A 25182-nucleotide genomic window follows, 5' to 3' on the forward strand; every position below is an offset into this window, starting at 1 on the left:
TGGACGGCGCAGGACCGGCCCGACCGGGCGCGAATGAAAAAGGCCGGCATCGATGCCGGCCTTCGTTCACTCGGTCGCCGCCGATCAGGCGCCGGGCTGTTTCGTCTTGCGCAGATAGGGGAGCACGGTCTCGTAGTCGCCGAAGCGCTTCTTCGCGTCGTCGTTGGACACGGCGGCGGTGATGATCACGTCTTCGCCCTGCTTCCAGTTGGCGGGCGTCGCCACCTGATGCTTGGCCGTCAACTGGATGGAATCGATCGCGCGCAGGATCTCGTCGAAGTTGCGACCGGTCGTCATCGGATAGGTGAGGATCAGCTTGATCTTCTTGTCCGGTCCGATGACGTAGACGGAGCGCACCGTCGCATTGTCGGCCGGGGTGCGGCCATCGGAACTGTCGCCCGCATCGTCCGGCAGCATATCGTAGAGCTTGGCGATCTTCAGGTCCTTGTCGCCGATCAGCGGATAGTCGACCGAATGGCCGGTCGCGATCTTGATGTCTTCCTTCCACTTGCCGTGGTCGGAAACCGGATCGACCGAGATGCCGATGATCTTGACGCCGCGCTTGTCGAATTCGGGCGCGATGCCGGCCATGGTGCCGAGCTCGGTCGTGCAGACCGGCGTGAAATTTTTCGGGTGCGAGAAGAGCACGGCCCAGCCATCACCGATCCATTCGTGGAAATTGATCGTGCCTTGCGTCGTCTCGGCGGTGAAGTCCGGGGCGGTCTGATTGATGCGCAGGCTCATGTGACATTCCCTTCGTTGTGGTTGGGGGAAATATGAGAAGCGGGGTGCCCGACGGCAAGGATGGATTTTTCAGTCTGCGCCTTCGGGGCGCGGTCGATCGGCGAAATGATCCTTCAAACGCGCAACATCGTTCTCCTGCCACCCATCCGGCTCGGTCAGCGATATCCAGGCGTCGATATAATCCTCGGGCGCGTAGACATGGCCGAAGCCGATCGGCGTCGTCGTCGCCAGCGCCATGTCGAGGCCGAGCTGCAAAAGGGTGACGACCGGCGTCCAGCGCAAGGCGGGCGACACGTCCGGGGCGCGCTCGCCACTCATCCAGTCGGGCTCACGGTAGATCGAGGACGGCTGGAAGAAGGTGACGGGGTCGCTGCCATATTGCAGATAGACGATGCGCATCGGCCCCCATTGCGCGAAACCGTCGTCGAGCCGGTCGTGCTGGTTGGTGAAGCGGATGACGGACCCGTCGCCGAAGCGCGGTAGCCAGGCCGGCGAGCCGGGCTGACGATCGTCCATCGCGCGCCGCCATGTGGGTGTCGAATAGGGCGGGCCGCTCCACAGCGCGCCCTGGAACGGATCGCCGACGATGTCGAAGAGATCGACCGAGAGGTCGGAGTTCAGCGCGCCGAGGCTGAGGCCATGGAGATAGAGACGCGGACGCGCATTGTCGGGCAGCGAACTCCAGTAGCGATAGACCTCGGCGAAGATCGCGCGCGCGGTTTCAGCGCCGTAGCCAGGCTCGATCAGCAAGGAAAGCCAGCTCGTAAGGTAGGAATATTGAACCGCCACCGACGCGATGTCGCCATCGTGGAGATATTCCAGCGTGTCCATGGCCGCCGGATCGATCCATCCGGTGCCGGTGGGTGTGACGAGAACCACGATCTCGCGGTCGAACGCGCCGACGCGGATCATCTCGGCAAGCGCCAGCCGCGCGCGCTCGGCGTGGGTCTCGGCCGAGTTGAGCCCGACATAGACGCGCAGCGGCTCTTCCGCCTGCCTGCCGGTGAAGGCCGAAATATCGCGGCCTGTCGGCCCTTCGCCAACGAAGCGGCGTCCCATGCGGCCAAGCTCGTTCCAGTTGACCAGCGAGGCTTCGCTGCCGGTCTTGAGCGGATCGGCTGGGCGGGCAAGATCGGTCTGGATCAGCGCGTCGAGCTGGCGGAACGAGGTGTCGGCCGCGCGCAGGCCGTAGCGGAAGACGACGCCGTCGACGACCGAGAAGAACAGGATCGCGGCGACGGCGACGCCCAGGACGTTTGCGATGCGCGGCGGGATATGCCGCTTCATGCGGCCCGACGAGACGGTGCGTATCAGGGAGAAAAGACGCGCCACCATGAGGATGACGAAGAAGACGGCGAACGCGATGCCGCCGACTTCGAGCGGCCGGCCCGTCTCGACCGGCTCCAGCCCCATCGGCAGGCGGATGGAGTTCTGCCACTCAGACGCCTTCCACAGAAAGATCGCGACGACGACGCCGCAGATCGCCGCTGCCGACCATTTCGTCAGCCGCTCCACGAGAAGCGAAAACGGCGGCAGGCCCATATAGACCCACAGCCAGCGCAGGAAGACGCCGATGCCGTATCCCGCCGCGAAGGAACAGCCGGAAAGCAGCCCCTGAAGCTGGTAGGAACGCGGCAGGAGGCTCGGCGTCAGAGAAAAGGCGAACAGCAGCGTGCCGATCAGCACGCCGACGGAGCAGAAGGACCGCCCCATCCGCATCAACCTGCCCGCGACGATCCTTTGCACTTTTCCGCCTCACCGATCTCTCGCGACCTTATTGCCATCGGTGGGGGCGGTTCGTCCATCAGCTTATGCGGGGCTAAACACCTATCGCGCAAACCAGCCCGGCAAGAGGCGGCCATCCTCGAAGAAGCGGTCGCGCTCCCGCCATATCGCGGGAAGCGCCAGCAGCGCGATCGAGACCAGCGCGATGACCGTCTTGGTCAGCTGCGAAAGCTCCGGCGTGCGCTGATCGACATAGTAGACAGCGTATACGATCACGACATGCCAGACATAGACATGCAGCGAGTGGCGACCGAGAAGCTGGAGGAAGCGCAGCGTGAAGACCCAGTTGAAGACATTGCCGACGGCCCGCACGATGCGGTTTTCGTGGGCGGGCCCGGCCACGACGAGCCATGCGACGCCATAGGCGACGGCCAGGAAATTGACGAGATAGACGGGGCCGAAATCGGCGCGGATCTCCATGGTGGCGAATTTGCCGATCATGAAATCCGGCATCAGGCCATGCGCCGTCGCGACTCTCAACGGAACGAAGAAGACGACGAAGGCGAGTGCGGCCTTGGGCAAAAGCCGGCGTTTCGGCGACAACCAGTAGTCCCAGTCGATCTTGTCCTGCGCGGTCAATGTGCCGAGCACGACGGCGGAAAAGAAGATGACCTGCCAGCCGAGCATGTTGAAGGAAACGCGCACGCCCTGATCGTCGGTGCCCATGAAAAGCTGGTTGAGCGGTTCGGTGACGATCGTCTGGAGGCCAAGCTGCGCCGCCATCCAAGCGATGAAGGAAGCGACCAGAACCGTCGCCCATTTGCCCTGGATCACCAGCCAGATCACTAGAGGCGCAATCAGCATGTAGACCGTATATTGCGGCAGGATATCCATGAAGGTCGGCTGGAAGATGAAGGTCGCGACCGCGACGAGGCGCGTCGGATCGGAAAAGCTCGTGTCGCCGAGCCAGTTCCACCACGCCTCATAGCCGCCCGGCAGAACCATGCGGGCCAGAAGCACCGCGATCACCAGCCCCATCGCATAGCGATAAAGCTCGAACGCGCGGGAATAGACTTTCTTCGATCCCTCCCAGCGGCCGTATTTGAGCATCTTGCGCGCATAGACCAGCCCGATCAGGAGACCGGACAGGAAGACGAAGCCCTGTGCATCCTCGACGAAGGCAAGTTGACGATGGTTGATTTCGACCAACCAGTATCCGCCCACAAAAACCAGATGATTGATGAGCATGAAAACGAGAAAATAGCCTCGCATTCCATCGATAATGTCGAGGCGTCTCACTCGATAATCACTCTCGCTGTTTTCATTGTCGGGTCCATCAGCTGCTGCCGGCGGACCTTGGGCCGCAAACTACTGTAATTCGCCAACGCGAAGCGTCACGAATGGTTGCCACGAGTCACGCAAAGACCGTGCCCGATCCCGCAAGATCACTCGCAATTTATTTCGATATGTTACATTTCGTGCTACGTTTTTGGTGTCGTGCACGGGTGCGGCGAATCAAAGGGGAAGAAAATGCAATTTCCAGAATGGGTTAAGCCAGCCCTCGGCGGCGCCGCAGGCGGCGCGATCGCTCTCGCAATCGTGGGATTTTCATGGGGTGGCTGGGTCACGGCGAGCACCGCGCAGACCATGGCGAACAGCGCATCGAACGACGCCGTCGTCGCGGCGCTCATCCCGCATTGCCTGGCGCGCGCGGAAAACGACCCGGAAGCATCGGTCGTGCTCGCCGAACTGAAGGACGCAAGGGCCAGCGGCCGCCGCGCAATCGTCGAAAGGGCTGGATGGGCGACGCCGATCAACGAAGAACGCCCGAACCGCGCGCTGGCACAGGCATGCCAGGAAGCGCTTTCCTCGTAAGGTTTTCATATCGGAGGCGGCGCGTTTCGCACGGGTCGCCTCCGATTGGCCTCAGGCCGCCTTGTCGCGGACCTGATAATCCTTCACCGCGGCGAAGGTGACGCCTTTCCAGCGGTCGGCCTCGTAGTTCAGCCCGAATTCGTGCGGGGCAAGGAACACCGGATCGCCGTCGAGATCGCGGGCGATGTCGCCCTTGTGCGCATCCATGAAGCGCTGAAGTTCGGTCTTGTCCGCCGTGATCCAACGGCAGACGGTGAAGCGGGCCATTTCGAAATCGACGGGCAGCGAGTATTCCGCCGACAGCCGTTCCTTTAGAACGTCGAGTTGTAGCGCGCCGACGACGCCGACCATGGCCGGTGAGCCGTCTTCGGGCAGGAAGAGCTGGACGACGCCCTCCTCGGCCATCTGCTGCAACGCCTCTTTCAGCTTCTTCGCCTTCATCGGATCGCCGAGGCGCACGCGGCGCAGGATTTCCGGCGCGAAGTTCGGCACGCCCCGGAACAGAAGTTCCTCGCCTTCGGTGAGCGTATCGCCGATGCGCAGCGTGCCGTGGTTCGGGATGCCGACCACGTCGCCGGCAAAGGCCTCGTCGGCGGTGATGCGGCTCTTGGCGAAGAAGAATTGCGGGGCCGACAGGCTCATCTGCTTGCCGGTGCGCACCAGCTTGGCCTTCATGCCCCGCTCCAGCGTGCCCGAGCACACGCGCACGAAGGCGATGCGGTCGCGGTGGTTCGGATCCATGTTCGCCTGTATCTTGAAGACGAACGAGGTCATCTTCGCTTCGGTCGCATCGACGCGGCGCGAATCCGCCTCCTGCGCGCGCGGTTGCGGAGCCCATGCGCCCAGCGCCTCAATCAGGTCGCGCACGCCGAAATTGCGCAGCGCCGAGCCGAAGAAGACCGGCGTCATATGCCCTTCGCGGAACGCCTTCTCATCAAACGGTCGGCAGGCCTCACGGGCAAGGTCGAGTTCCTCGATGAAGGCTTCGCGCTCGTTCTCCGGCAGTTTGCCGGCGACGCGGTTGGAATCCGGTCCGTTGACCTTCGCCCATTCGAGATCTGCGTCGCCATGGCGAACCGCGTTGTCGGCGAGATGATAGGTTCCGGCGAAATTCTTGCCGCTGCCGATCGGCCATGTGATCGGTGCGGTGTCGAGCGCCAGCTTTTCCTCGATCTCGTCGAGAATCTCGAATGTGTCGCGTGCCTCGCGATCCATCTTGTTGACGAAGGTGACGATGGGGATGTCGCGCAGGCGGCAGACCTCGAACAGCTTCAAGGTCCGCGGCTCGATACCCTTGGCCGCGTCGATGACCATGACGGCGCTGTCGACGGCGGACAGCGTGCGATAGGTGTCGTCGGCGAAGTCCTCGTGACCGGGCGTGTCGAGAAGATTGAAGACGTGGTCGCCATATTCGAACGTCATTACCGAGGTGACGACCGAAATGCCGCGCTCGCGCTCGATCTTCATCCAGTCCGAACGGGTCTGGATCTTGTCCTTCTTGGCCTTGACCTCACCGGCAAGCTGGATCGCGCCGCCGAACAGCAGCAGCTTTTCCGTCAGCGTCGTCTTGCCCGCGTCGGGGTGCGCGATGATCGCAAATGTGCGGCGGCGGGCGACCGCCTCTTCGATTTTCTCGGCCATGTCAGGAATCCGGTTCGGTTGCCCGGCTTCTAGCAAGACATGACGGCGAGTGCTAGCCCAGCGCCGCGTCAACATCCTTTGCGTGCGGGATCGACGGCTGCGCGCCGGGCTTCAGACAGGCGAGCGAGCCGGCGACGGCGGCGCGGCGCAACGCGTCTTCGAGCTTCAGGCCGTCGCCAAGCGCCGCCGCAAGATAGCCGCAGAAGGTATCGCCCGCGCCGACCGTGTCGACCGGTTCGATTTTCAGCCCGTCGGCTTTGAGCATGTCGCCCTGCACGGCCGCGACGACGCCTTCGGCACCCAGCGTGACGATGATCGTGGAGCCGGTTTCATCCGCAAGCCTGCGCATGGCCGCCTCGCGGTCGCCTCCATCGATGCCCTTGAGCTTCGCATAGGCGTCGAACTCGTATTCGTTGGCGACGACGTAGTCGGCCAGATGCAGGAAGGCGGCCGCCTCGGGACGAAACGGCGCGGTGTTGAGGATCGAAACCGCACCGACGGCCTTCGCTTCCTTCAATGCCGCCTCGACGGTTCGCAACGGGATTTCGTGCTGGAGAAGAAGGTGGTCGCCCTTTTCCAGATGGGCGTTCTTGACGTCACCGGGAACCAGCGTGCCGTTGGCGCCCGGCACCACCGCGATCATGTTCTCGCCGTCACCACCGACGAGGATGCTCGCCGTTCCGGTCGTGGCATGGGATTCGCGCACGCCCGAAAGATCGACGAGGCCCTCGCGCAGACATGCCAGCGCCTCTTCGGCAAACGGATCGTCGCCGACGGCGCCAACGAGGTGAACCTCAGCGCCTGCCCGCTTCACCGCCAGCGCCTGATTGGCGCCCTTGCCGCCGGGCGTCGTGCCGAAGGCCTTGCCCGGCACGGTTTCCCCCGGATTGGGCAGTGCGGCGACCGTCGCCACGAGGTCGAGATTGATCGAACCGATCACAGTAATCATGAAAGTGGCTCTGTCCTTGAACGCGTCCCTTCGGTGACAAAGCCTCTAGAGCCTTTGCGGGTTCCACGACAGCGAAAAACGCGTCAAGCCGCCGTTTGTCCCGCCTCCCAGCCGAGGATGGCGCGCTTGCGCGTCAGCCCCCAATGATACCCGGTTAGAGCTCCGGACTTGCCCAGCGCGCGATGGCACGGCACGACGAAGGAAACCGGATTCGCGCCGATCGCCGCGCCGACAGCCCGGCTCGCCTTCGGCCGGCCGATCTCGCCCGCGATCTGCGAATAGGTCCGTGCCCGGTTCATCGGAATCTTCAAAAGCGCCTCCCAGACGCTGACCTGAAAGTCCGTACCGATCAGTACCACCCGCAAGGGCTCGTCTTCGCGCCAGCGTGCGGGGTCGAAGATGCGGGCCGCATAGGGCGCGGTCGCCGCCATGTCCTCGACGAAATCCGCGTTCGGCCAGCGGCCCGACATATCGGCGAAGGCCTCTTTCTCATGGCCCGCATCGTTGAAGGACAGGCCAGCCAGCCCGCGATCCGTCACCATGATCAGGGCGACGCCGAAGGGCGAGATGTGCCAGCCATAGCGGATCGTCAGGCCCGCCCCGCGGGTCTTGTAGTCGCCCGGCGACATCGCCTCGTGGGTGACGAACAGATCGTGCAGGCGGCCGGGGCCGGACATGCCGACCTCATAGGACGCGTCGAGCAGCGGCAGGCCCTCGTCGAGGAGGCGGCGGGCATGGTCGAGCGTGACGGCCTGCAGGAAAGCCTTGGGGCTGAGGCCCGCCCAGCGGGTGAAGAGCTTTTGCAGGCCGAGCGGCGTTTCTCCCACCTCGGCGGCCAAATCTTCGAGCGAGGGCTGGGTGCGATAGTCGAGGCTGATCTTCTCGATCGCCCGGCGGACGATTTCGTAATCGGCCCCTTGCGGGGTGATGTCCTTTTGCAGGACGGCGGTGTGAGCGTTCATCGCAATCATCTCCTGATCGCACCGAATATCGCGCGCGGGCTCGCCCATCGCCACCCGATTCTTGACAAGCTGCGAGTCAACGCCCCTTGGCGGTCGCCAGCGCCTGCCCGAAGGCGGTTGCGAAGCTTTCGCGATCCTTGGGGTTCAGGAAAGAGCCGATCGTCACGCGCCGCCCCTCGCCCTCGACCGCCATGTCGGTGATGCCGATCTCATCATGGCGCGCGATGCGAAGCTTCGTCCAGAACGGATTGAAGGAATGCGCCTCGGCCTTGCCCGACGGCGCGACCTTGCGAATGTCGAGGCGCGTGCGCGACACCGCCACCTCCTCGCGCATCCGGCCGGAGCGGTAGCTGGCGCGGAAAGCGAGCCAGACCAGAAGCACGTCGAGCCCGAAAAAGCCGAAGACGGGCCAAGCGCCCATCGACAGGAACAGACCGCCCATGCCGATCCAGATAGCCACGAGCACGCCCATCAGCACGATGAAGCCGGTCCGCCCCAGCGAGCGATAGGGCGTCAGCAGGGCCTGGAAGAACGGCTCTTCATGAGCGTTTGTCTCGGTCATGCGCCCATTCTATAGAGGCGCAATGGAAAAGCCCAAGAGCAAAAGTGCCGTTACGTCGTCCGCGCCTGCGACAGCGCCATCAAATCTGCGCGACAGGCCGAAACGCGCCGCGAAGAAGCCGGCGCGGCGCACGCGCTACAACCGTGCGGAGATCGCCGAAATATTCCGCCGGTTCCATGTCCAGCGGCCGGAGCCGCAAGGGGAACTGGAGCATGTCAACGCCTTCACGCTGCTCGTCGCAGTGGTGCTTTCGGCGCAGGCGACCGATGCCGGGGTGAACAAGGCGACACGGGCGCTCTTCCAGATCGCGGACACGCCGGAAAAGATGCTGGCGCTCGGCGTCGAGACGGTGGGCAATTATATCAAGACCATCGGCCTGTGGCGCAACAAGGCCAAGAACGTCATCGCGCTTTGCGAAGCGCTGATCCGCGACCATGGCGGCGAAGTGCCGGGCAATAGGGAGGACCTCGTCAAGCTTCCCGGCGTCGGGCGAAAGACCGCGAACGTCGTTCTCAACATGGCTTTCGGCCAGCCGACAATGGCGGTCGACACGCACATATTGAGGATCGGCAACCGGATCGGGCTTGCGCCCGGCAAGACACCCGACGAGGTCGAGGACATTCTGGTGCGCATCATTCCGGGCGAATATATGCGCCACGCCCATCACTGGCTCATCCTGCACGGGCGCTATGTGTGCAAGGCGCGCAAGCCCGATTGCCCCGCCTGCGTGATCGCCGACATCTGCAAGGCGAAGGAAAAGACGACCGACATTCCCGCGCCGCTCGTCCCGATCGAACCGCTTGCGGAAGCTCCAGCGTGATCAATCGCCGCTGTAGAGCTTCCAGCTCTTCGTGAAGGTGCCGTCCTGCATCTGCGAGTGCGCGGACACCTTGTTGCGGCCGGCGTTCTTCGAAGCGTAGAGCGCGCGGTCGGCCTTGCGGTAGAGGTCGTCGGGTCCCTTCGCCTCGGACGCCATGCACACGCCGAAGGAAAGCGTGATCGGGCCGTAATCCGTTCCCGTATTGGCGTTCACGAAAGGCGTCTGCTCGACGGCGATGCGGATTTCTTCGGCGAGCTCGACGACGGATTTTTCGCTCATGCCCGTGACGATGATCCCGAATTCCTCGCCGCCGGTGCGCGCGGCCTGCACGTTGGAGGACATCGCCGCCTTGAGGATGGACGAAACGATCTGGAGGATGCGATCGCCGATCGGATGGCCGTGCTTGTCGTTCACGGGTTTGAAACGGTCGATATCGGCCAGGACCAGCGCGCCGAACATGGTGTCGCGACGGTCGGCGTAGACGCCCTGCATGGCACGGTCGAAGGCGCGGCGGTTGGCAAGGCCCGTCAGGGCATCCGTTTCGGACAGTTTCTTGTATTCCTCGAGTTCGGCCTTCACCTCTTCGAGTTCCTGCGACTTGTCCTGCATGGTCGAGGTGACGCGGCGCGTGGAATCGAGGGCGGTGCCGGTGGCGTTCGACATTACCGAAACCACTTTTTGCAGGAAATCCTGCGACACCGCGTTGCGCGATTCAAGGCCTTGCGACGTGGCGCCGAGAAGCTCGCCATACTTCTCGCGCGAGGATCGCTCGTATTTCAAGATGCCGAGAATCTCGTCGAGCTTGACGCTCATGGCCGCGTGGGCCGTCTCGATCATGCGCTCTCCGCGCCCGCGTCCCAGACGCAGATCCGCCATCCGGTCGAATTCGTCCTGGCCGGGAGCCGGTCCCAGAGCCGCGATCGCGTCGACAAGCGCCGGATTGGCACCGCTCAACGCCTCGTAGACGACTTCGTAATTGCGCGGGATCGGCTCCAGTTCCATCTGGTTCAGGCGGGCGAGGACATGCGCACCGAGGTCAGGCGCAAGCGGCTCGGGCATGTCCGAAAGCTTCATCTCGCCGCCGATCCCCAAAGTGCGATACCTCCTGCCCCCTCAGGCATAGATAAGCCGGCACATCTCACGCCCCGACCTGAAGCTACCGCTGCGTCACTAAAATGTTCGTTAAGCCCCGACACGAATTCCGCAAGTGACTTGCACACCCTCACTGAACGGAAAAGGCCGGAGTGCTTCTTTACTGAAGAAGAGCCCGACTCTGCAAGTCAAGACATTCATTTCATGCGGTTTTCACATGAAGGACGGATCAACGCTCAGCCATGTCGGAAGGCATACCGTCTCTTGCCAAAACCGCGTTGTAGTAGCGCGCATCGTCGGTCACCTCGCGCCCGATCCAGTCGGGAAATACAGCGGGCCACGGACCGGTTTCGATTTCCAGTTCGGCAAGGATGAGGCCCGTCAATCTTCCGCGAAAGACGTCGATCTCGAAAGCGAACCCGTCCCACGGCACGATATGGCGATCCTTAACGATGCAATCGGCTGCGTGGACGAGCAGCGCCTCGGCGTCCGCGATCGGGATCGGATACTCGTATTCTTCCCGCGACCGGCCCGGGCCACCGAATTTCAAGGTCAGCCACGCCAACGGCCCGGCAATCCGGATACGTACCGTACGATCGGGTGTCGCGGCGACATATCCCTGCCGCATCGTCGTTACGGATGTCGCGCGAGAGCGCCATGCATCCGACCGGAGCAGGAATTTTCGTTCGGTCTCGATAGCCATTGCCGTTGGTAGAAACAGAAGGGTTGAATGGCAAGAGACCCGGCGTCGATGACGCCGGGTCTCGCTAAATACCGCCCCCGCTATCCCGCTGACCGCCCGGGGCGAGGGAGAAGGTGGTTACTGCATGAAGCAGCGCCGCAACGGCCCAAGCACCCTTGGCGGGATACCGGAGCGGCAGATGGGTTGCTGCCCGATGACGACTTTACTCCGCTGCTGCCAGATTGATGCCGCGTCCTTCGGCAAGTTCGGTCAATTTGGCGTCGGTCGCCTTTTCCTCGTCCAGCGTCTGCTGGAGGATTTCGGCGCAATCGCCGCGTCCAAGCTTCTTGGCCCAGGCGATCAGCGTTCCATAGCGTGTCATCTCATAGTGCTCGACGGCCTGCGCGGCGGCGACGAGCGCGGCATCCAGAACCTGCTTGTCGTCAATGTCGCCCGCGATTTCATCGGCTTCCTTGAGAATGCCGTCGATCGCGGGGCATGTGACGCCCTTGGCCTCGACGCCGTAAAGCTCGAAGACGCTTTCGAGACGATCGACATGCCCTTCGGTCTCACGCAGATGCGTCTCGAAGCCTTGGCGCAGCAACGGGCTGTCCGCCTTGTCGATCATCTTCGGCAGGTTTTTCAGAATCTGTTTTTCCGCGTAATAGATGTCACGCAGCGTGTGGACGAACAAATCGTCCATCGTTTTTATGTCCTTCGAAAAAAGACCCATGATGCGGTCCCTTCATTCCTTTTCGCCCGGCACGATTGCCGATATGCGATGAGGTCCCAACGCCATCGGCGCACTGGCGTTCCGCTCGGGTCGATATCGTGAATGAAATGTTTCAACGGCGGCACCGTGCCATTTGAGCAACAAGCAAGGACAAGATGCGCCGCAGCACGGATACGACATGAAACTCGCGCATTTCCGCCATTCTTGGGAGCAAATTCGCCCTATGGATTAATTTCCGATTCACTGGAAATTCATCTGGCTTCGTTAATGTGGCGTGGCTCGGCAAGGGACGCCGCTGTTCAGGATTTCAGGTTATGCGTATCTGGGTTCGCATCAACATCACCATCCGCGCGATGCGCGAATTCTTCATTCCGACCTATCGGCCGGAACGCCACTATATGCGCGGCCCCGGTCCGGCTTGCGCGCGGCGCGGCGGGCACATGGTCGCCCGCTGACGTCCGACATCCGCCGCCGTCATCCCCCGATGAATAAGAAAATCGCCCAAAAGCAGAAGCGGCGCGGCAGCCACGAAGGCGCCAGCGCCGCTTGCCCGGCTGCGAGACTGATCCGCTACTCGGCAGCCGAACGCTGTGCCGAACCTCCCTCCACCGCCTCGATGATGGCGGCACAGAAAGCGTCCAGATCTCCGGGATTTCGTGACGTGATCAGATTGCCGTCGCGCACCATGGGAGTATCTTCCCAACGTGCGCCAGCATTGATCATGTCGGTCTTGATCGATTTGTAGGATGTCGCCTTGCGACCCTGCACCAGCCCGGCCTCGATCAGGAGCCAGGGGGCATGGCAGATCGCGGCGAGCGGCTTGTCGGACTGATCGAAAGCCTTGACGAACTGCACCGCCTTGTCCTCGACACGCAACAGATCGGGATTGATCTGGCCGCCCGGCAGGACGAGGGCGTCGTAGTCGGCAGGCGATACGTCAGCCAGAACCTTGTCGATCGGGACGGCCCTGCCCCAGTCATCCTTGTCCCAGCCGGTGATCTCGCCCGATTCGAGCGAGACGACATGCACCTCGGCGCCGGCATCCTTGAGCCTGATCAACGGAACCTCGAGCTCCGACTGTTCGAAGCCGTCGGTCGCAAGGATCATGATCTTCGATTGACCGATTGCCGGCATGGCGCGTCTCCTTCGTTCGATTGCCGCACCCAAGGGGGCGCTGCTTTCAAACGTCAGGACACGGGTTTGGTTCACGCCTCGTGTCGGCAGTTCGACACGAATTGTTTCAAAGGCCGGTGGACCCGAAGCCGCCTGCGGCACGCAGTGTTGCGCCCAGATGCGAGCGCTCCTCAAGCCGCGCCTGAACGACCGGCGCCGCGACGAGCTGCGCGATGCGCATGCCGCGCGTGATCGAAAACTCCGCGTCGCCGAGATTGACCAGCAGGATTTTCACCTCGCCGCGATAGTCGCTGTCGATGGTGCCCGGCGTATTGAGACAGGTCACGCCGTGTTTGAAGGCAAGGCCGGAACGGGGGCGCACCTGCACCTCGTAGCCGGCCGGGATTTCGAGGATCAGGCCGGTCGGAACAAGCGCACGCCGACCCGGAAGAAGGATGAGTTCGCGGTCCGCCGGAACCGCGGCGCGCACATCCATGCCGGCGGCACCCTCGCTCTCATAGGACGGAAGCTCGATGCCCTCGCCATGGTCGAGGCGCTGGAAACCGATCGTGGGGGACGAAATGTTGGTCATGCGCGCTTCTATTCCCTGTGATGCGCCGGGCGTCAATTGCCGTTCAGCGCACGATTGGTGGCAACAGCATCGTTTCCTTGATTTCCTCCATCACGAAGGATGCGGATACGTCCGACAGCGGCACCTTCGCGATCAGCCGCTGATACAGACGGTCGTAGCCCTTCACATCCGGCACGCGGGCGCGAAGGACGTAATCGAGATCGCCAGACATGCGGTAGACACCATGGATTTCGGGGATCGACAGGACCGCGTCGCGAAACGCCTTCAGCCATTCGGGTTCATGGTGCGAGGTGCGGACCAGAATCATCACCGACAGTCCGTAGCCAAGCTTTTCCGCATCGACCAGAGCGACGCGGCCGGTGATGATTCCCGCCTCCTCCATCAGCTTCACGCGCCGCCAGCAGGCATTGCGCGAAAGATGAACCTCCTCGGACAGGCGATCGATCGACATGGAGGCGTCGCGCTGCAGCGCGGCGATGATTCTTCGATCGATCGGGTCGATTTCATAGTCCATATTGGGATAATGTCCCAATATATGCACTCCTGCAATAACGAATTGGGATCGATCAGCCGGCAAATCGGCGCATCATGATGGTCAAACGGGAGACACCACATGATCGCGCGCCTTTTCACCACGCATCCGCAGACAGTCGGCGAGACCTATTTCGGGCATATGGCCTTCGCGCTTTGGTTCGCGTCCCGCCTGATGCTGGCGGCCGGTGCTGCGCTCGTCCATGCCATCCTGCCCTTCCTGTTCGAGACGACGGCCAGCCGCATCGTTCGCGAACTTTATGAGCGGACGTCGAAGCGTTCGTCGCACTGACCATTTGACTCCGACGCGTCAGGCGTTATGCGTCCTCGCATCAGCCGCTTGAACGCAAATCCGGAGACAGACCATGCAGGGCGTGACCGTCGTCGACCACCCGCTTGTCCAGCACAAGCTCACCATCATGCGCGACAAGGACACGTCGACGGCGAGCTTCCGCCGCCTGCTGCGCGAGATCTCGCTCCTGCTCTGCTACGAGGTGACGCGCGGGCTGGAACTGACGACGCGGATCATCGAAACGCCGATGCAGACGATGGAAGCGCCGACGCTGGAAGGCAAGAAGCTCGTCTTCGCCTCCGTGCTGCGCGCCGGAAACGGCCTGCTCGACGGCATGCTCGACCTCGTGCCGGCCGCGCGCGTCGCCCATGTCGGCCTCTACCGCGACCACGAGACGCTCGAAGCGGTCGAGTATTTCTTCAAGGCACCGGGCGATCTGGGCGACCGGCTCGTCATCGTTGTCGACCCTATGCTCGCCACCGCCAATTCCGCGATCATGGCCGTCGACAAGCTGAAGGAGCGCGGAGCGACCAATCTGCGCTTCCTGTGCCTGCTCGCCGCGCCCGAAGGCATCGCGCGCTTCACCAAGGCGCATCCCGACGTGCCGGTCGTCACTGCCTCGATCGACGAGAAGCTGAACGAGAAGGGCTATATCGTGCCCGGCCTCGGCGATGCGGGCGACCGGATGTACGGCACCAAATAACCCGCCCTTAACGATGCTTCGCGAAGGCCGCGCCTGTTAAGCGCGGCTTTGCGCGCTGCCGTGTAGACTGCCCCATCTGCTGATCGGAGGCGCTTCATGCTGCGCAATGTCATTGTGGGTGGAGCGTTCATGGCCGGCATGGCGGTCGCGGTTCCCTTCGTGCTCGAACGGAACGGCCAGCCTCAGGCCGGTGGGTCTTCGAGCGAAACCGCACCTGCGCTTTTATCCGCCGCGCCGTCGCAACCGTCTGCCGGCGGCCGCCGCGTCCAGATGGAGCCAGACGTGCGCGGTCATTTCATCGGCGAGTTCCGTCTCAACGGACGCCCCGTCGAGGCGATGATCGACACGGGCGCAAGCGTCGTCGCCATCAACCGCACGACCGCGCGGCGGGTGGGCATCTCGCTTGCCAATGCCGATTTCAGCCAGAAGGTGAACACGGCGAACGGAACCGTACATGCCGCTGCGGCGCGCATCGACCGGATGGAGATCGGCGGCATCGTGGCGCGGAACGTACAGGCGGTGGTGCTCGACGATTCCGCGCTTTCGGGCACGCTGATCGGGATGAGCTTTTTGGGCAATCTCAAGCGCTATCAGGTCGAAAACGGACGATTGCTGCTCGAACAGTGATCAGTGGCGTGGCGCGATGCGCTCGGACACCGTTTCCGGCAAGGACGGACGTTCGGCTGCAATATTGATCGCGGCGCGGACGGCATTTGCGGCCATTTCCGCGTCAAACTCATCGCGCGCGTGGACGAACGCCAAAGCTTGTCCCGCCTCCACCTTTAGCCCCGGCATGGCGATGCGTGTGATGCCGACCGAGTGATCTACCTTGTCTTCGGCGCGGCGACGGCCGCCGCCGAGTTCCACGACGGCGACGCCGAGGGCACGCGTGTCGATGTGGCTGATGTAACCCTCGTCCTGTGCCAGCACGGGCCGCACCGTTTTTGCCGCAGGCAGATGCATCTCCATTTTCTCGAGGAAATCAATCGGCCCGCCCAGCGCGGCAACCATGCGCGCGAACCGATCCGCTGCCGCTCCGCTTCCCAGCGCGTTTACGGCAAGCATCGTTGCCTCCTGGAGTGTCGCTGCAACGCCGGATGACATCAACATCTCGCCTGCAAGTGCGAGGGTGACCTCCTTCAGTCGCGGCTCCGTGGAGCGCATTGTCAGGAAGCGCACCGCGTTGGCCACTTCCAACGCATTGCCGGCCGCTGAAGCCAGCGGCGCGTTCATGTCGGTGACGAGAGCCGTTGTATGCAGGCCCGCGCCGTTGGCGACTTCGACCAGATTTTCCGCCAGCGCACGCGCCCTTTCCGGCGAGGCCATGAACGCGCCGTTGCCGCTCTTCACGTCGAGGACGAGCGAGCCGAGGCCGGCGGCCAGTTTCTTCGACAGGATAGAGGCAGTGATGAGCGGCACCGATTCAACCGTCGCCGTGATGTCGCGGATGGCGTAGAAGCGCTTGTCGGCGGGAGCCAGATCGGCGGTCGGGCCGATGATCGCGCAGCCCGTTTCACGCACAATCTTGCGGAAAAGCGCCTCGTCCGGCTGCGAGCTATAGCCGGGGATCGAATCCATCTTGTCGAGCGTCCCGCCGGTATGGCCGAGGCCGCGGCCCGATATCATCGGAACATAGGCCCCGCAGGCCGCCACGATGGGCGCGAGCATCAACGAGACATTGTCTCCGACGCCGCCAGTCGAATGCTTGTCCGTCACGGGGCCGGGCAGGTCCGTCCAGTCGAGAACATGGCCGGAATCGCGCATGGCAAGCGTCAGCGCGACCGCCTCGTCCCGCCCCATGCCGTTCAGGAACACGGCCATGGCGAAGGCCGCGACCTGCCCTTCCGTGAATCCGCCTTTTGAAAGACCCTCGACGAATGCGGTGATCTCGTCTTTCGAAAGCTCCTTGCCGTCGCGCTTTCTGGCGATGATCTCCTGCGGGAGCATCGTCAGGCCGCAGATCGCGGAGGGTTGCGCTCTGTCGCGCCCCCCTCTGCCCTGCCGGGCATCTCCCCCGCACGGGGGGAGATCACGCACAGCACCTCTTTCGCAAATACGACGGCCGTTTGAACTGGAAGACGAAGAGCTTGACCTCCCCCCATGCGGCGGAGACGGGCGGCAGCCCAGAGGGGGGCGTGACGGAGCGCCACGTCAGCCATCCAGCGCCTCATCGGCCAGCATCGCCCGGAAGATCGTCGCCAGGCGCTTGCCGCCGAGTGGGGCCATGTCCTTCGTCTCCTCGTGCGACAGTTCGTTGCCGGTCATGCCTGCCGCCAGATTGGTGACGACCGAACAGGCCGCGACGCGCAGGCCGAGGAAGCGGGCGAGGATAACTTCGGGCACGGTCGACATGCCGACCGCATCCGCCCCCATGATGCGCGCCATGCGGATTTCGGCAGGCGTCTCGAAGGACGGGCCGGAAAACCACATATAGACGCCCTTGTGGAGTTCGATGCCGGTCACTTCGGCCGCACGCTCGATTGCGGCGCGCAGACCCGCATCATAGGCTTCGGTCAGCCCGACGAAACGCCGGTCGGTCGGTTCGCCGAAGAGCGGGTTGGTGCCTGAAAAATTGATGTGATCGGTGATCAGCATCACCGAGCCCGGTCCCATTTCCTCCCGCAGGGAACCCGCCGCATTGGTGAGCAGCAGCTTATCGATACCGATACCGGCAAGCGCTTCCAGCGCGGGACGCATGGCGGCGGCGTTGCCGTGTTCGTAATAATGCGCGCGGCCGGCGAGCATCAGCACCTGCCGGCCGGCGAAATCGCCCGCCACGATCTGCCCCGCATGGCCGGTGACGCCGCTTTGCGGGAAACCGGGCAGATCGCCATAGGGAATGCGCACCGCATTCTCGACCTCGTCGACAAGGCCGCCAAGGCCGGAGCCGAGGACGAGCGCCACCTTCGGCATGCGACCTTCGAGACGTTCGGTCAGCTGCGCGATCGCGTCGGTCATTTCAGCGTGTCTCCCTTGAAGCCGAACGGCAGGATATCGCCCATCGTCACCGTTTCCACGATGCCGTTCTGGTCGCACATATGCAGCTTCGTATCGGCATCGGCGAATTCGGCGAGGCGCTGGCGGCAACCGCCGCACGGCGTGATGCGGTCCATCTTCTCGGCGACCACGCAGATTTCCATGATGCGTCCGCCGCCGGCCATGACGTAATGGCCGAGCGCCGTCGTCTCGGCGCACCAGCCTTCCGGGTAGGACGCGACCTCGATATTGGCACCGGAAAAGACGCGTCCGTCGTCCGTCAGCAGGGCTGCGCCGACGGGGAATTTCGAATAGGGCGCGTAGGCATGCGTCATCGCCTCGCGGGCGGTGGTGAAGAGATCAGTTTTCATCGAACAGTCCAGTCGGAAGGCCCCCACTCCGTCTGCCTTCGGCAGCCACCTCTCGCCCCTTGCGGGGGAGAGGGAGCGTGGAAGCGGCGACGATTTCCTCTCCCTTTTTGAGGGGGGAGAGTGGTTTGCGCAGCAAACCGGAGTGGGGGTCAGTGCGCACCCTCACCGCTCCTTCACATACGGCACGCCGCCGGCGCGTGGCGGGATGGCCCTGCCGATGAAGCCGGCGAGCAGGATCACCGTCATCACATAGGGCAACGCCTGCATGAGCTGCGTCGGCACCGGCCCGATGATGGGCAGGGGCGAGCCCTGAAGGCGGATCGATACGGCGTCGAGAAAGCCGAACAGAAGGCAGGCGAACATGGCCGGGACGGGCTTCCACTTGGCAAAGATCAGAGCGGCGAGCGCGATGAAGCCGCGCCCGGCCGTCATGTCCTTCACGAATCCCGCGCCGATGGCCATCGACAGATACGCACCCGCCAAACCGCACAGTATGCCCGTGCAGATGACCGCGCGATAGCGCAGCCACGTCACCGAGATGCCGGCCGTGTCGACGGCGGCCGGGTTTTCGCCGACGGCGCGCAGGCGCAGCCCGAAACGCGTGCGGAACAACACCCACCAGGTGAAGGCGACGGTGAAGAAGGCTAGATAGACGAGGATCGAGTGGCCCGAAATCAGCTCGGCGTAAATATAGCCGATAATCGGAATGTCGCGGGCGGCTTCCGCGAACGGCAGGGCCACGCCGGTAAAGCGCTGTTCGCCGCCAAGCGAGGGCGTGCGACCGCCCTGCGCGAACCACGCCTGCCCCAAAATGACGGTCGTGCCGGCGGCAATGAAATTGATCGCCACGCCGGAAACGATCTGGTTGCCGCGATTGGTGATCGAGGCAAAGCCGTGGACGAGCGCGAGGAAGACGGACACGACGATAGCAAGGCTCAGGCCGACCCAGGCGGAGCCGTAGACGGCCGCACCGGCAGCGCCCGCGAAGGCGGCAGCGAGCATCTTGCCTTCGAGCCCGATGTCGAACACGCCCGCACGCTCCGAATAAAGCCCTGCGAGGCAGGCAAACATCAGCGGGATCGACAGGCGGATGGTCGAATCGAGGATCTGGATGGCGACGACGAAGGAATGTTCCATCTCAGGCTCCCTTCTGGCCGGCGGCTTCGCCCGCGCCTGAACGCGGGGAGATCGACGCGAACATCGCTTGCAGCGAGGGACGGAACATGTGCTCCAGCGCGCCGGCGAACAGGATCACGAGGCCCTGGATGATGATGATCATGTCGCGGCTGATCGACGGCATCATGAACGCGATCTCCGCACCGCCCTGATAGAGCACCCCGAAGAGGATCGCGGCGGGGATTATGCCGGCGGGGTGCGAGCGCCCCATCAGCGCGACCGCGATGCCGACGAAGCCGGCACCGGTCACGAAATCGAGCTGCAAGCGGTTGGAATCGCCCATGACCGGGTTCAGCGCCATCATGCCGGCGAGCGCGCCGGAGATCATCATCGTGATCAGGATGATGCGCGTCTCGCCGATGCCGGCATAGCGCGCCGCCTTGGGGCTGAACCCTTGCGTGCGGATTTCGTAGCCGAGCTTCGTGCGCCAGATCAGCACCCAGACGAGGAAGGCCGCCACGAGCGCCAAAAGAAACGAAATATTGAGCGGCGAGGAGCGAACCGCAGCGCCGAACCAGTCGAAGACGAAGTTGAGCTTGGGCAGTTGCCCCCCTTCCGCAAAGGTGCGCGTCTGCGGCGACATCGACGCGGGCGGCTTCAGGACCGTGGTCAAGAGGTAGACCATCAGGCTTGCAGCAATGAAGTTGAACATGATCGTCGTGATGACGATGTGGCTGCCGCGCTTTGCCTGCAAATAGGCCGGGATGAACGCCCAGAGCGCGCCCATCAGCGCCGCGCCGAGGATCGCCAGCGGAAAATTCACCCACCACGGAAAGACCGTGTCCAGCGACAGGACGATCAGCGCGACGCCAAGCCCACCGACATATGCCTGCCCCTCGCCGCCGATATTGAACAGCCCGCCATGGAAGGCGACGGCAACGGCAAGGCCGGTGAAGATGAAACTCGTCGCGTAATAGAGCGTGTAAGCGATGTTCTGCCCGCGCCCGAAAGCGCCCTCGATCAGATAGCCGAATGCTTCTACAGGGCTTTCACCGACGAGGAGCACGACCAGGCCAGCCACCGCGAAGGCGACGATGACGTTGATCAGCGGGATAAGTCCGTAGTCGGCCCAGCCGGGGAGTTTCGCATAAGGTACGCTCATTCGGCGGCCTCCTTGCCGTCGATGCCGGCCATCAGGAGGCCGAGTTCGCCTTCGGTTGCCTCGCCGGAGCGCTCGCCGACCACCTTGCCGTCGAACATCACGAGGATCCTGTCCGACAGCGAGCGGATTTCGTCGAGTTCGACCGAGACGAGCAGCACCGCCCTGCCCTGATCGCGCATGTCGATCAGGCGGCGGTGGATGAATTCGATGGCGCCGACATCGACGCCGCGCGTCGGCTGGCCGATGACGAGGACGCCGGGGTCCTTTTCCAGTTCGCGCGCGAGCACGATCTTCTGCTGGTTGCCGCCGGAGAAATTCGCCGTCTTCAGGCGCTCGTTGCGCGGGCGCACGTCGTATTGCTCGATCTTCATGCGCGCGTCGGCGCGGATCGCGTCGATGTTCAGGAACGGCCCGTTCAGGTATTCGGCGCGGTCGTGATAGCCGAGGATCGAGTTCTCGTATTCCTCGAAGGGCAGGACGAGGCCGACATAGTGCCGGTCCTCCGGCACATGGGCGAGGCCGCGGTCGCGCAGATCACCCGGATCGGCGGCGCCCGTCACGTCGATCGGCTTGCCGTCGAGCGTGACCGTGCCCGAGACCGCCGCGCGGATGCCCGAGATCGTCTCCAGAAGCTGCGACTGGCCGTTGCCGGCGACGCCCGCAATGCCGACGATCTCGCCGCCGCGCACGTCGAAGGACACGTCGTCCACCACCTTCACGCCGCGCGAATCCACGACCGTCAGGTTGCGGACGGACAGTTTCACCTCGCCGGGCCGCATGTCGCCCTTTTCGACGCGCAGGAGGACGCGGCGCCCGACCATCAGTTCGGCGAGTTCCTCGACGCTCACCTCGGCGGTCTTGCGGGTGTCGACGATCGCGCCCTGACGCATGACCGAGACGCTGTCGGTGATCGCCTTGATCTCGCGCAGCTTGTGCGTGATCAGCACCACCGTCTTACCTTCGGCGCGGAGCTGGTCGAGAATACGGAACAGGTGATCGGCCTCGGCTGGCGTCAGAACCCCTGTCGGCTCGTCGAGAATGAGGATATCGGCGCCGCGATAGAGCGCTTTGAGGATTTCGACGCGCTGCTGGAGGCCGACCGGCAAATCCTCGATGATGGCGTCGGGATCGACGTCGAGGCCGTATTCCTTTTCCAGACGGCGCAATTCCGAGCGCGCCTTGGAAATGGAAGAGTTGAGCAGCGCCTCGCCCTCGGCCCCGAGGATGATGTTTTCCAGCACCGTGAAATTTTGAACCAGCATGAAATGCTGATGGACCATGCCGATGCCGAGCGCGATGGCGTCGTTCGACGACGCAATCGCCACCTTCTTGCCGCCGACGCGGATTTCGCCGGAATCGGCCTGATAGAATCCGTAGAGGATCGACATCAGGGTGGATTTGCCCGCGCCGTTCTCGCCCACGATGCCGTGGATGGTGCCGGACTTGATGTTGAGGTCGATATCCTTGTTGGCACGAACCGAGCCGAAGCTCTTGTTGATGCCGACGAGTTCGATCGCCGATTCGGACATGCAGGATTTCCGTCTGGACGCCGTGGTCAAAAATCGGGATTAGCATGTGCGCTTCGCACCTGCAAACGTGCATGTGCCCTCGACAAGGCGCTGCCGTCTTGCCAGTTTGCCGGCATGACACATTCCGCGCTCTCGCCCTTCACCTTCAACACCACGGCATCGCTCGTCTTCGAGCAGGGTGCGGCCGCCCGACTTGGCGAAATCGCAGCCCGCCGGCTCGGCGCGCGCGTGCTGTTCGTCACCGATCCAGGGCTGCGAACGCTCGGCCTTTGCGATCCGGCGATCGCCTCTTTGGAAGCGGCCGGCATCGAGGTGGCCGTTTTCGGGCACGTCGAGGCCGATCCGTCACGCGAAACCTTGATGAGAGCCGTGGAGGCCGGACACGGCGTAACCGGCGTCGTCGGGTTCGGCGGCGGCTCCTCGCTCGACGTCGCCAAGCTGGCCGCGCTGCTTCTCGGCTCGGGCGAAGACCTCGATGAAGCCTGGGGCGTCGCGCAGGCGAAAGGCCCGCGCCTGCCGCTGGTGCTGGTGCCGACGACCGCCGGGACCGGCTCCGAGGTGACGCCCGTTTCCATCATCACTGTGGGCGAGGAAGAAAAGCGCGGCGTCTCCTCACCGATCATCCTGCCCGACATCGCGGTTCTCGACTCCGACCTGACGCTCGGCCTGCCGCCGGCGATCACCGCTGCCACGGGCATCGACGCGATGGTCCACGCGATCGAGGCCTATGCCTCGAAGAGCGCCAACAACAATCCGCTGTCGAAGATGCTGGCGCGGGAGGCTTTGCGGCTGTTGTCGGCCAATATCGAAAAGGCCGTCGATGACGGGCGTAATCGTGAAGCCCGCGCGGCGATGCTGCTCGGTTCGATGCTGGCGGGGCAGGCCTTCGCCAATTCGCCAGTCGCCGCCGTTCATGCGCTCGCCTATCCGATCGGCGGGACGTTCCACGTTCCGCACGGGCTGTCGAACGCGCTCGTCCTGCCGCATGTCCTGCGGTTCAACGCGCCGGACGCCGGGCATCTCTACGCCGAGATCGCGGCGGACTGTTTTCCCGTGCTGGCGAAGGAAGACGACGTGCAGGGGCGTTGCGCGGCATTCATCGAGGAACTTGCCGCGCTGTCGAAGCGCGTCGGGCTACCACCACGTTTGCGCGATGTCGGCATCGGGGAAGATGCATTGGCGAAAATGGCCGCCGACGCGATGAAGCAGCAGCGGCTTCTGGTCAACAATCCGCGCACGGTCGGCGAGGCGGATGCGCAGTCGATTTATCGGGCCGCGTGGTGAGGGATATGGCTGCGGGACGACGCCCCCCTCTGGCCTTCCGGCCCTCTCCCCCGCGAGGAGGGAGATTGGTCTCGTCGGCGACACCGCGTGATCTCCCCCCGTGCGGGGGAGATGGCCGGAAGGCCAGAGCGGGGCGTCGTAGAGCGGATGCGGATACCCCGTCATGACCCGCTCCACCCGCGACGACTTCCCGGCTTTTCAGGTCATCACCACGCGCTGGATGGACAACGACATCTACGGCCACATGAACAATGTGGTCCATTATTCGCTTTTCGACACGGCCGTGAACGGCTGGCTGATCGCGGAAGGCGTTCTCGATATTCACAAGGGCGACCAGATCGGCCTCGTGGTCGAGACGGGATGCCGGTATTTCGCGGAACTGGCATTCCCGGATGTCGTCCATGCCGGCATCCGCGTGGCGAAGCTCGGCAATTCGTCGGTGCGATACGAAGTCGGGCTGTTTCGTAACGACGAAAGGCAAGCGGCCGCCGAGGGCTTCTTCGTGCATGTCTATGTCGATGCGGCAACCCGTCGCCCAACGCCCCTCAATTCCGCGCTGCGCGCGAAACTCGAAAGCATTACCTCATGACCGATCCCCGGCTCGTCCAGCTCGAAGTGCTGGCCGCCAATCAGGAACGCACGATCGAAGATTTGTCCGCCGAGGTCGCGCAGCAATGGCAGGTGATCGAGAAGATGCAGAAGAAGCTCGACGCTCTGACGCACCGGTTCCTCGCGCTTGAAGAGCAGTCCGCACCGGACGTGCCGATCACCAAGCCCCCGCATTACTAGGCATAGACGAAAAAGGCCGGGATGAACCCGGCCTTTCCGTCTCGAATATGCGGCGGATTACATCGCCGGCAGGACCGCGATGTCGCGGATATCGCCGTCGGCACCGGTGACTTCGCCGACCATTTCGGCCGCACCGGTCTCCAGATCGACCGTGTAGAGGCCGCCGGCCGCGACGACCCATGCGGTGTTCTCGCCCTCGGCGGTCGCCTGGATGTCGAGCGCGTAGGTGGTCGCACCTTCGATGCCGAGCGCGCCGATCGTCGCCAGCGTGCCGTCGTTCGGCGCGGTCTGGCGCAGAAGCGCACCCAGATCGGCGTCGATGTCGTACATCGCCGTTTCCTCGGGCGTTCCGACCGAGTTGGTGTAGGCGGTCGCGACCACGTTCGGCGTGGCCTCGGCATTCTCGTCATCGGCTTCGAAGTTCAGCGAACCGTCGACGGTGGTTTCGCCCGTGTCGGGATGAACGCGCAGATTGGTGCCGTCCGAGCCCATGACGCGGATGCGGTCGGCCACGGGGTTGAAGTCGACCATGGAATCGACGCCGTCCGGCAACATCTCGCTCAGCGTTTCACCGGCGGTCGCAGCGCCCGATTCCAGATCGATCGTGACGATGGTGCCATCGGCAGCAATGCCGTAGAGCATGCTGTCGGCCGGGCGCACGTCGATGCCGAGAAGGCGATCGACGCCCTCGACTTCGGCCGTGTTGGTGACTTCCGGCGCATCCGTGTCGAACCAGACGAGCGTCTTGTCGCCGACGAGCCCGACGACCGGCGCAGCGGCGGCGACTGACGCGAAACCGAGCGTCGCGACGCTGGCGGCAAGGGCGATGCGGGTCAGATGAATGGACATTGAGTTCTCCTCTTGGCGTTTCAAAAAGCGTTTGGGAGGGGGGCGCAGCCTGTTTCACTGCGCGGGTCCTCAATGGCCTTACCCGGCAGG

29 protein-coding genes are annotated in these 25182 nt (G+C 63.6%); 9 read left to right on the forward strand and 20 right to left on the reverse strand.

From position 1 onward, the window contains the following. Positions 1 to 84: 84 nt before the first annotated feature. The 3 genes from GTW25_RS10910 to GTW25_RS10920 all read right to left on the reverse strand — a co-directional run bounded on the left by GTW25_RS10910 (position 85) and on the right by GTW25_RS10920 (position 3768). Positions 85 to 744, reverse strand: coding sequence for a peroxiredoxin (locus GTW25_RS10910; protein WP_252912145.1), 660 nt, complete (start codon positions 742 to 744; stop codon positions 85 to 87). A gap of 69 nt (positions 745 to 813) precedes the next feature. Beyond that, the gene (locus tag GTW25_RS10915; protein ID WP_252912328.1) at positions 814 to 2463 is read right to left on the reverse strand and encodes an alpha/beta hydrolase; all 1650 of its coding nucleotides are present in this window, start codon (positions 2461 to 2463) and stop codon (positions 814 to 816) included. Between the two features lie 108 nt (positions 2464 to 2571). Then, on the reverse strand, positions 2572 to 3768 hold the full coding sequence (locus GTW25_RS10920) for an OpgC family protein (protein ID WP_252912146.1): 1197 nt from the start codon (positions 3766 to 3768) through the stop codon (positions 2572 to 2574). A 231-nt stretch (positions 3769 to 3999) separates the two neighbouring features. On the opposite strand from GTW25_RS10920, the gene GTW25_RS10925 reads away from it, so the two are divergent. Next, entirely contained in the window at positions 4000 to 4344 is a 345-nt protein-coding gene (locus GTW25_RS10925; RefSeq protein WP_252912147.1) for a hypothetical protein, read from the forward strand. 51 nt (positions 4345 to 4395) lie between these two features. Here GTW25_RS10925 and GTW25_RS10930 read toward each other — a convergent pair whose 3' ends face one another. The 4 genes from GTW25_RS10930 to GTW25_RS10945 form a co-directional block, all read right to left on the reverse strand. Further along, positions 4396 to 5985 carry a peptide chain release factor 3 gene (locus tag GTW25_RS10930; RefSeq protein WP_252912148.1) on the reverse strand — a complete coding sequence of 530 codons (1590 nt, stop codon included), beginning with the start codon at positions 5983 to 5985 and terminating at the stop codon, positions 4396 to 4398. Positions 5986 to 6037: 52 nt separating this feature from the next. Beyond that, positions 6038 to 6934 carry a ribokinase gene (locus tag GTW25_RS10935; protein ID WP_252912149.1) on the reverse strand — a complete coding sequence of 299 codons (897 nt, stop codon included), beginning with the start codon at positions 6932 to 6934 and terminating at the stop codon, positions 6038 to 6040. A gap of 83 nt (positions 6935 to 7017) precedes the next feature. Beyond that, complete coding sequence (locus GTW25_RS10940; protein ID WP_252912150.1) at positions 7018 to 7896, reverse strand: methylated-DNA--[protein]-cysteine S-methyltransferase; 879 nt, start codon at positions 7894 to 7896, stop codon at positions 7018 to 7020. A 76-nt stretch (positions 7897 to 7972) separates the two neighbouring features. Next, on the reverse strand, positions 7973 to 8458 hold the full coding sequence (locus GTW25_RS10945) for a DUF2244 domain-containing protein (RefSeq protein WP_252912151.1): 486 nt from the start codon (positions 8456 to 8458) through the stop codon (positions 7973 to 7975). Positions 8459 to 8480: 22 nt separating this feature from the next. Here GTW25_RS10945 and nth point away from each other — a divergent pair, with 22 nt between their 5' ends. Next, positions 8481 to 9278, forward strand: coding sequence for an endonuclease III (nth, locus tag GTW25_RS10950; RefSeq protein ID WP_252912152.1), 798 nt, complete (start codon positions 8481 to 8483; stop codon positions 9276 to 9278). On the opposite strand, the gene GTW25_RS10955 is transcribed toward nth, so the two are convergent. The 3 genes from GTW25_RS10955 to GTW25_RS10965 all read right to left on the reverse strand — a co-directional run bounded on the left by GTW25_RS10955 (position 9279) and on the right by GTW25_RS10965 (position 11785). Then, complete coding sequence (locus tag GTW25_RS10955; protein WP_252912153.1) at positions 9279 to 10352, reverse strand: GGDEF domain-containing protein; 1074 nt, start codon at positions 10350 to 10352, stop codon at positions 9279 to 9281. A gap of 247 nt (positions 10353 to 10599) precedes the next feature. Further along, the gene (locus tag GTW25_RS10960) at positions 10600 to 11073 is read right to left on the reverse strand and encodes a CYTH domain-containing protein (protein WP_252912154.1); all 474 of its coding nucleotides are present in this window, start codon (positions 11071 to 11073) and stop codon (positions 10600 to 10602) included. 202 nt (positions 11074 to 11275) lie between these two features. Continuing rightward, on the reverse strand, positions 11276 to 11785 hold the full coding sequence (locus GTW25_RS10965) for a YciE/YciF ferroxidase family protein (RefSeq protein ID WP_252912155.1): 510 nt from the start codon (positions 11783 to 11785) through the stop codon (positions 11276 to 11278). A gap of 314 nt (positions 11786 to 12099) precedes the next feature. On the opposite strand from GTW25_RS10965, the gene GTW25_RS10970 reads away from it, so the two are divergent. Further along, on the forward strand, positions 12100 to 12240 hold the full coding sequence (locus tag GTW25_RS10970; RefSeq protein WP_252912156.1) for a hypothetical protein: 141 nt from the start codon (positions 12100 to 12102) through the stop codon (positions 12238 to 12240). A gap of 115 nt (positions 12241 to 12355) precedes the next feature. On the opposite strand, the gene GTW25_RS10975 is transcribed toward GTW25_RS10970, so the two are convergent. From GTW25_RS10975 to GTW25_RS10985, 3 genes are all read right to left on the reverse strand, one after another. Continuing rightward, positions 12356 to 12919, reverse strand: a complete 564-nt coding sequence (locus GTW25_RS10975; RefSeq protein ID WP_252912157.1) for a type 1 glutamine amidotransferase domain-containing protein — start codon at positions 12917 to 12919, stop codon at positions 12356 to 12358. Between the two features lie 106 nt (positions 12920 to 13025). Beyond that, the gene (dut, locus tag GTW25_RS10980) at positions 13026 to 13490 is read right to left on the reverse strand and encodes a dUTP diphosphatase (RefSeq protein ID WP_252912158.1); all 465 of its coding nucleotides are present in this window, start codon (positions 13488 to 13490) and stop codon (positions 13026 to 13028) included. 43 nt (positions 13491 to 13533) lie between these two features. Beyond that, positions 13534 to 14004: an Lrp/AsnC family transcriptional regulator gene (locus tag GTW25_RS10985; protein ID WP_252912329.1), complete on the reverse strand. Its 471-nt coding sequence runs from the start codon at positions 14002 to 14004 to the stop codon at positions 13534 to 13536. A gap of 99 nt (positions 14005 to 14103) precedes the next feature. Here GTW25_RS10985 and GTW25_RS10990 point away from each other — a divergent pair, with 99 nt between their 5' ends. The 3 genes from GTW25_RS10990 (at position 14104) to GTW25_RS11000 (ending at position 15643) form a co-directional block, all read left to right on the forward strand. Next, positions 14104 to 14313 (forward strand): DUF6356 family protein, encoded by a 210-nt coding sequence (locus tag GTW25_RS10990; RefSeq protein WP_252912159.1) that lies wholly within the window; start codon positions 14104 to 14106, stop codon positions 14311 to 14313. A gap of 73 nt (positions 14314 to 14386) precedes the next feature. Continuing rightward, the gene (gene upp, locus GTW25_RS10995) at positions 14387 to 15016 is read left to right on the forward strand and encodes a uracil phosphoribosyltransferase (protein ID WP_252912160.1); all 630 of its coding nucleotides are present in this window, start codon (positions 14387 to 14389) and stop codon (positions 15014 to 15016) included. A gap of 96 nt (positions 15017 to 15112) precedes the next feature. Continuing rightward, the gene (locus tag GTW25_RS11000) at positions 15113 to 15643 is read left to right on the forward strand and encodes a retropepsin-like aspartic protease family protein (protein WP_252912161.1); all 531 of its coding nucleotides are present in this window, start codon (positions 15113 to 15115) and stop codon (positions 15641 to 15643) included. Here the strand turns inward: GTW25_RS11000 and deoA are convergent, their stop codons facing one another. From deoA to GTW25_RS11030, 6 genes are all read right to left on the reverse strand, one after another. Further along, positions 15644 to 16963: a thymidine phosphorylase gene (gene deoA, locus GTW25_RS11005; RefSeq protein ID WP_252912330.1), complete on the reverse strand. Its 1320-nt coding sequence runs from the start codon at positions 16961 to 16963 to the stop codon at positions 15644 to 15646. It lies immediately after the preceding gene. Between the two features lie 204 nt (positions 16964 to 17167). Then, entirely contained in the window at positions 17168 to 17974 is an 807-nt protein-coding gene (locus GTW25_RS11010; protein ID WP_252912162.1) for a purine-nucleoside phosphorylase, read from the reverse strand. Further along, complete coding sequence (cdd, locus tag GTW25_RS11015; RefSeq protein ID WP_252912163.1) at positions 17971 to 18363, reverse strand: cytidine deaminase; 393 nt, start codon at positions 18361 to 18363, stop codon at positions 17971 to 17973. The genes GTW25_RS11010 and cdd overlap by 4 nt, the downstream gene beginning before the upstream one ends. A gap of 162 nt (positions 18364 to 18525) precedes the next feature. Then, positions 18526 to 19500, reverse strand: a complete 975-nt coding sequence (locus tag GTW25_RS11020; RefSeq protein WP_252912164.1) for an ABC transporter permease — start codon at positions 19498 to 19500, stop codon at positions 18526 to 18528. Position 19501: 1 nt separating this feature from the next. Then, complete coding sequence (locus GTW25_RS11025; RefSeq protein ID WP_252912165.1) at positions 19502 to 20641, reverse strand: ABC transporter permease; 1140 nt, start codon at positions 20639 to 20641, stop codon at positions 19502 to 19504. Next, the gene (locus GTW25_RS11030) at positions 20638 to 22170 is read right to left on the reverse strand and encodes an ABC transporter ATP-binding protein (protein WP_252912166.1); all 1533 of its coding nucleotides are present in this window, start codon (positions 22168 to 22170) and stop codon (positions 20638 to 20640) included. Before GTW25_RS11030 ends, GTW25_RS11025 begins: the two co-directional genes overlap by 4 nt. A gap of 114 nt (positions 22171 to 22284) precedes the next feature. Between GTW25_RS11030 and GTW25_RS11035 the strand changes: the two genes are divergently transcribed. The 3 genes from GTW25_RS11035 to GTW25_RS11045 all read left to right on the forward strand — a co-directional run bounded on the left by GTW25_RS11035 (position 22285) and on the right by GTW25_RS11045 (position 24243). Next, positions 22285 to 23454 (forward strand): iron-containing alcohol dehydrogenase, encoded by a 1170-nt coding sequence (locus GTW25_RS11035; protein WP_252912167.1) that lies wholly within the window; start codon positions 22285 to 22287, stop codon positions 23452 to 23454. Positions 23455 to 23617: 163 nt separating this feature from the next. Next, the gene (locus GTW25_RS11040; protein ID WP_252912168.1) at positions 23618 to 24043 is read left to right on the forward strand and encodes an acyl-CoA thioesterase; all 426 of its coding nucleotides are present in this window, start codon (positions 23618 to 23620) and stop codon (positions 24041 to 24043) included. Next, positions 24040 to 24243: a SlyX family protein gene (locus tag GTW25_RS11045; protein WP_252912169.1), complete on the forward strand. Its 204-nt coding sequence runs from the start codon at positions 24040 to 24042 to the stop codon at positions 24241 to 24243. The genes GTW25_RS11040 and GTW25_RS11045 overlap by 4 nt, the downstream gene beginning before the upstream one ends. A 57-nt stretch (positions 24244 to 24300) precedes the next feature. On the opposite strand, the gene GTW25_RS11050 is transcribed toward GTW25_RS11045, so the two are convergent. After that, complete coding sequence (locus tag GTW25_RS11050) at positions 24301 to 25092, reverse strand: DUF4394 domain-containing protein (RefSeq protein ID WP_252912170.1); 792 nt, start codon at positions 25090 to 25092, stop codon at positions 24301 to 24303. Positions 25093 to 25182 lie beyond the last annotated feature (90 nt).

This window comes from Aliihoeflea aestuarii, from assembly GCF_024105665.1.
Classification (GTDB): domain Bacteria; phylum Pseudomonadota; class Alphaproteobacteria; order Rhizobiales; family Rhizobiaceae; genus Aliihoeflea; species Aliihoeflea aestuarii.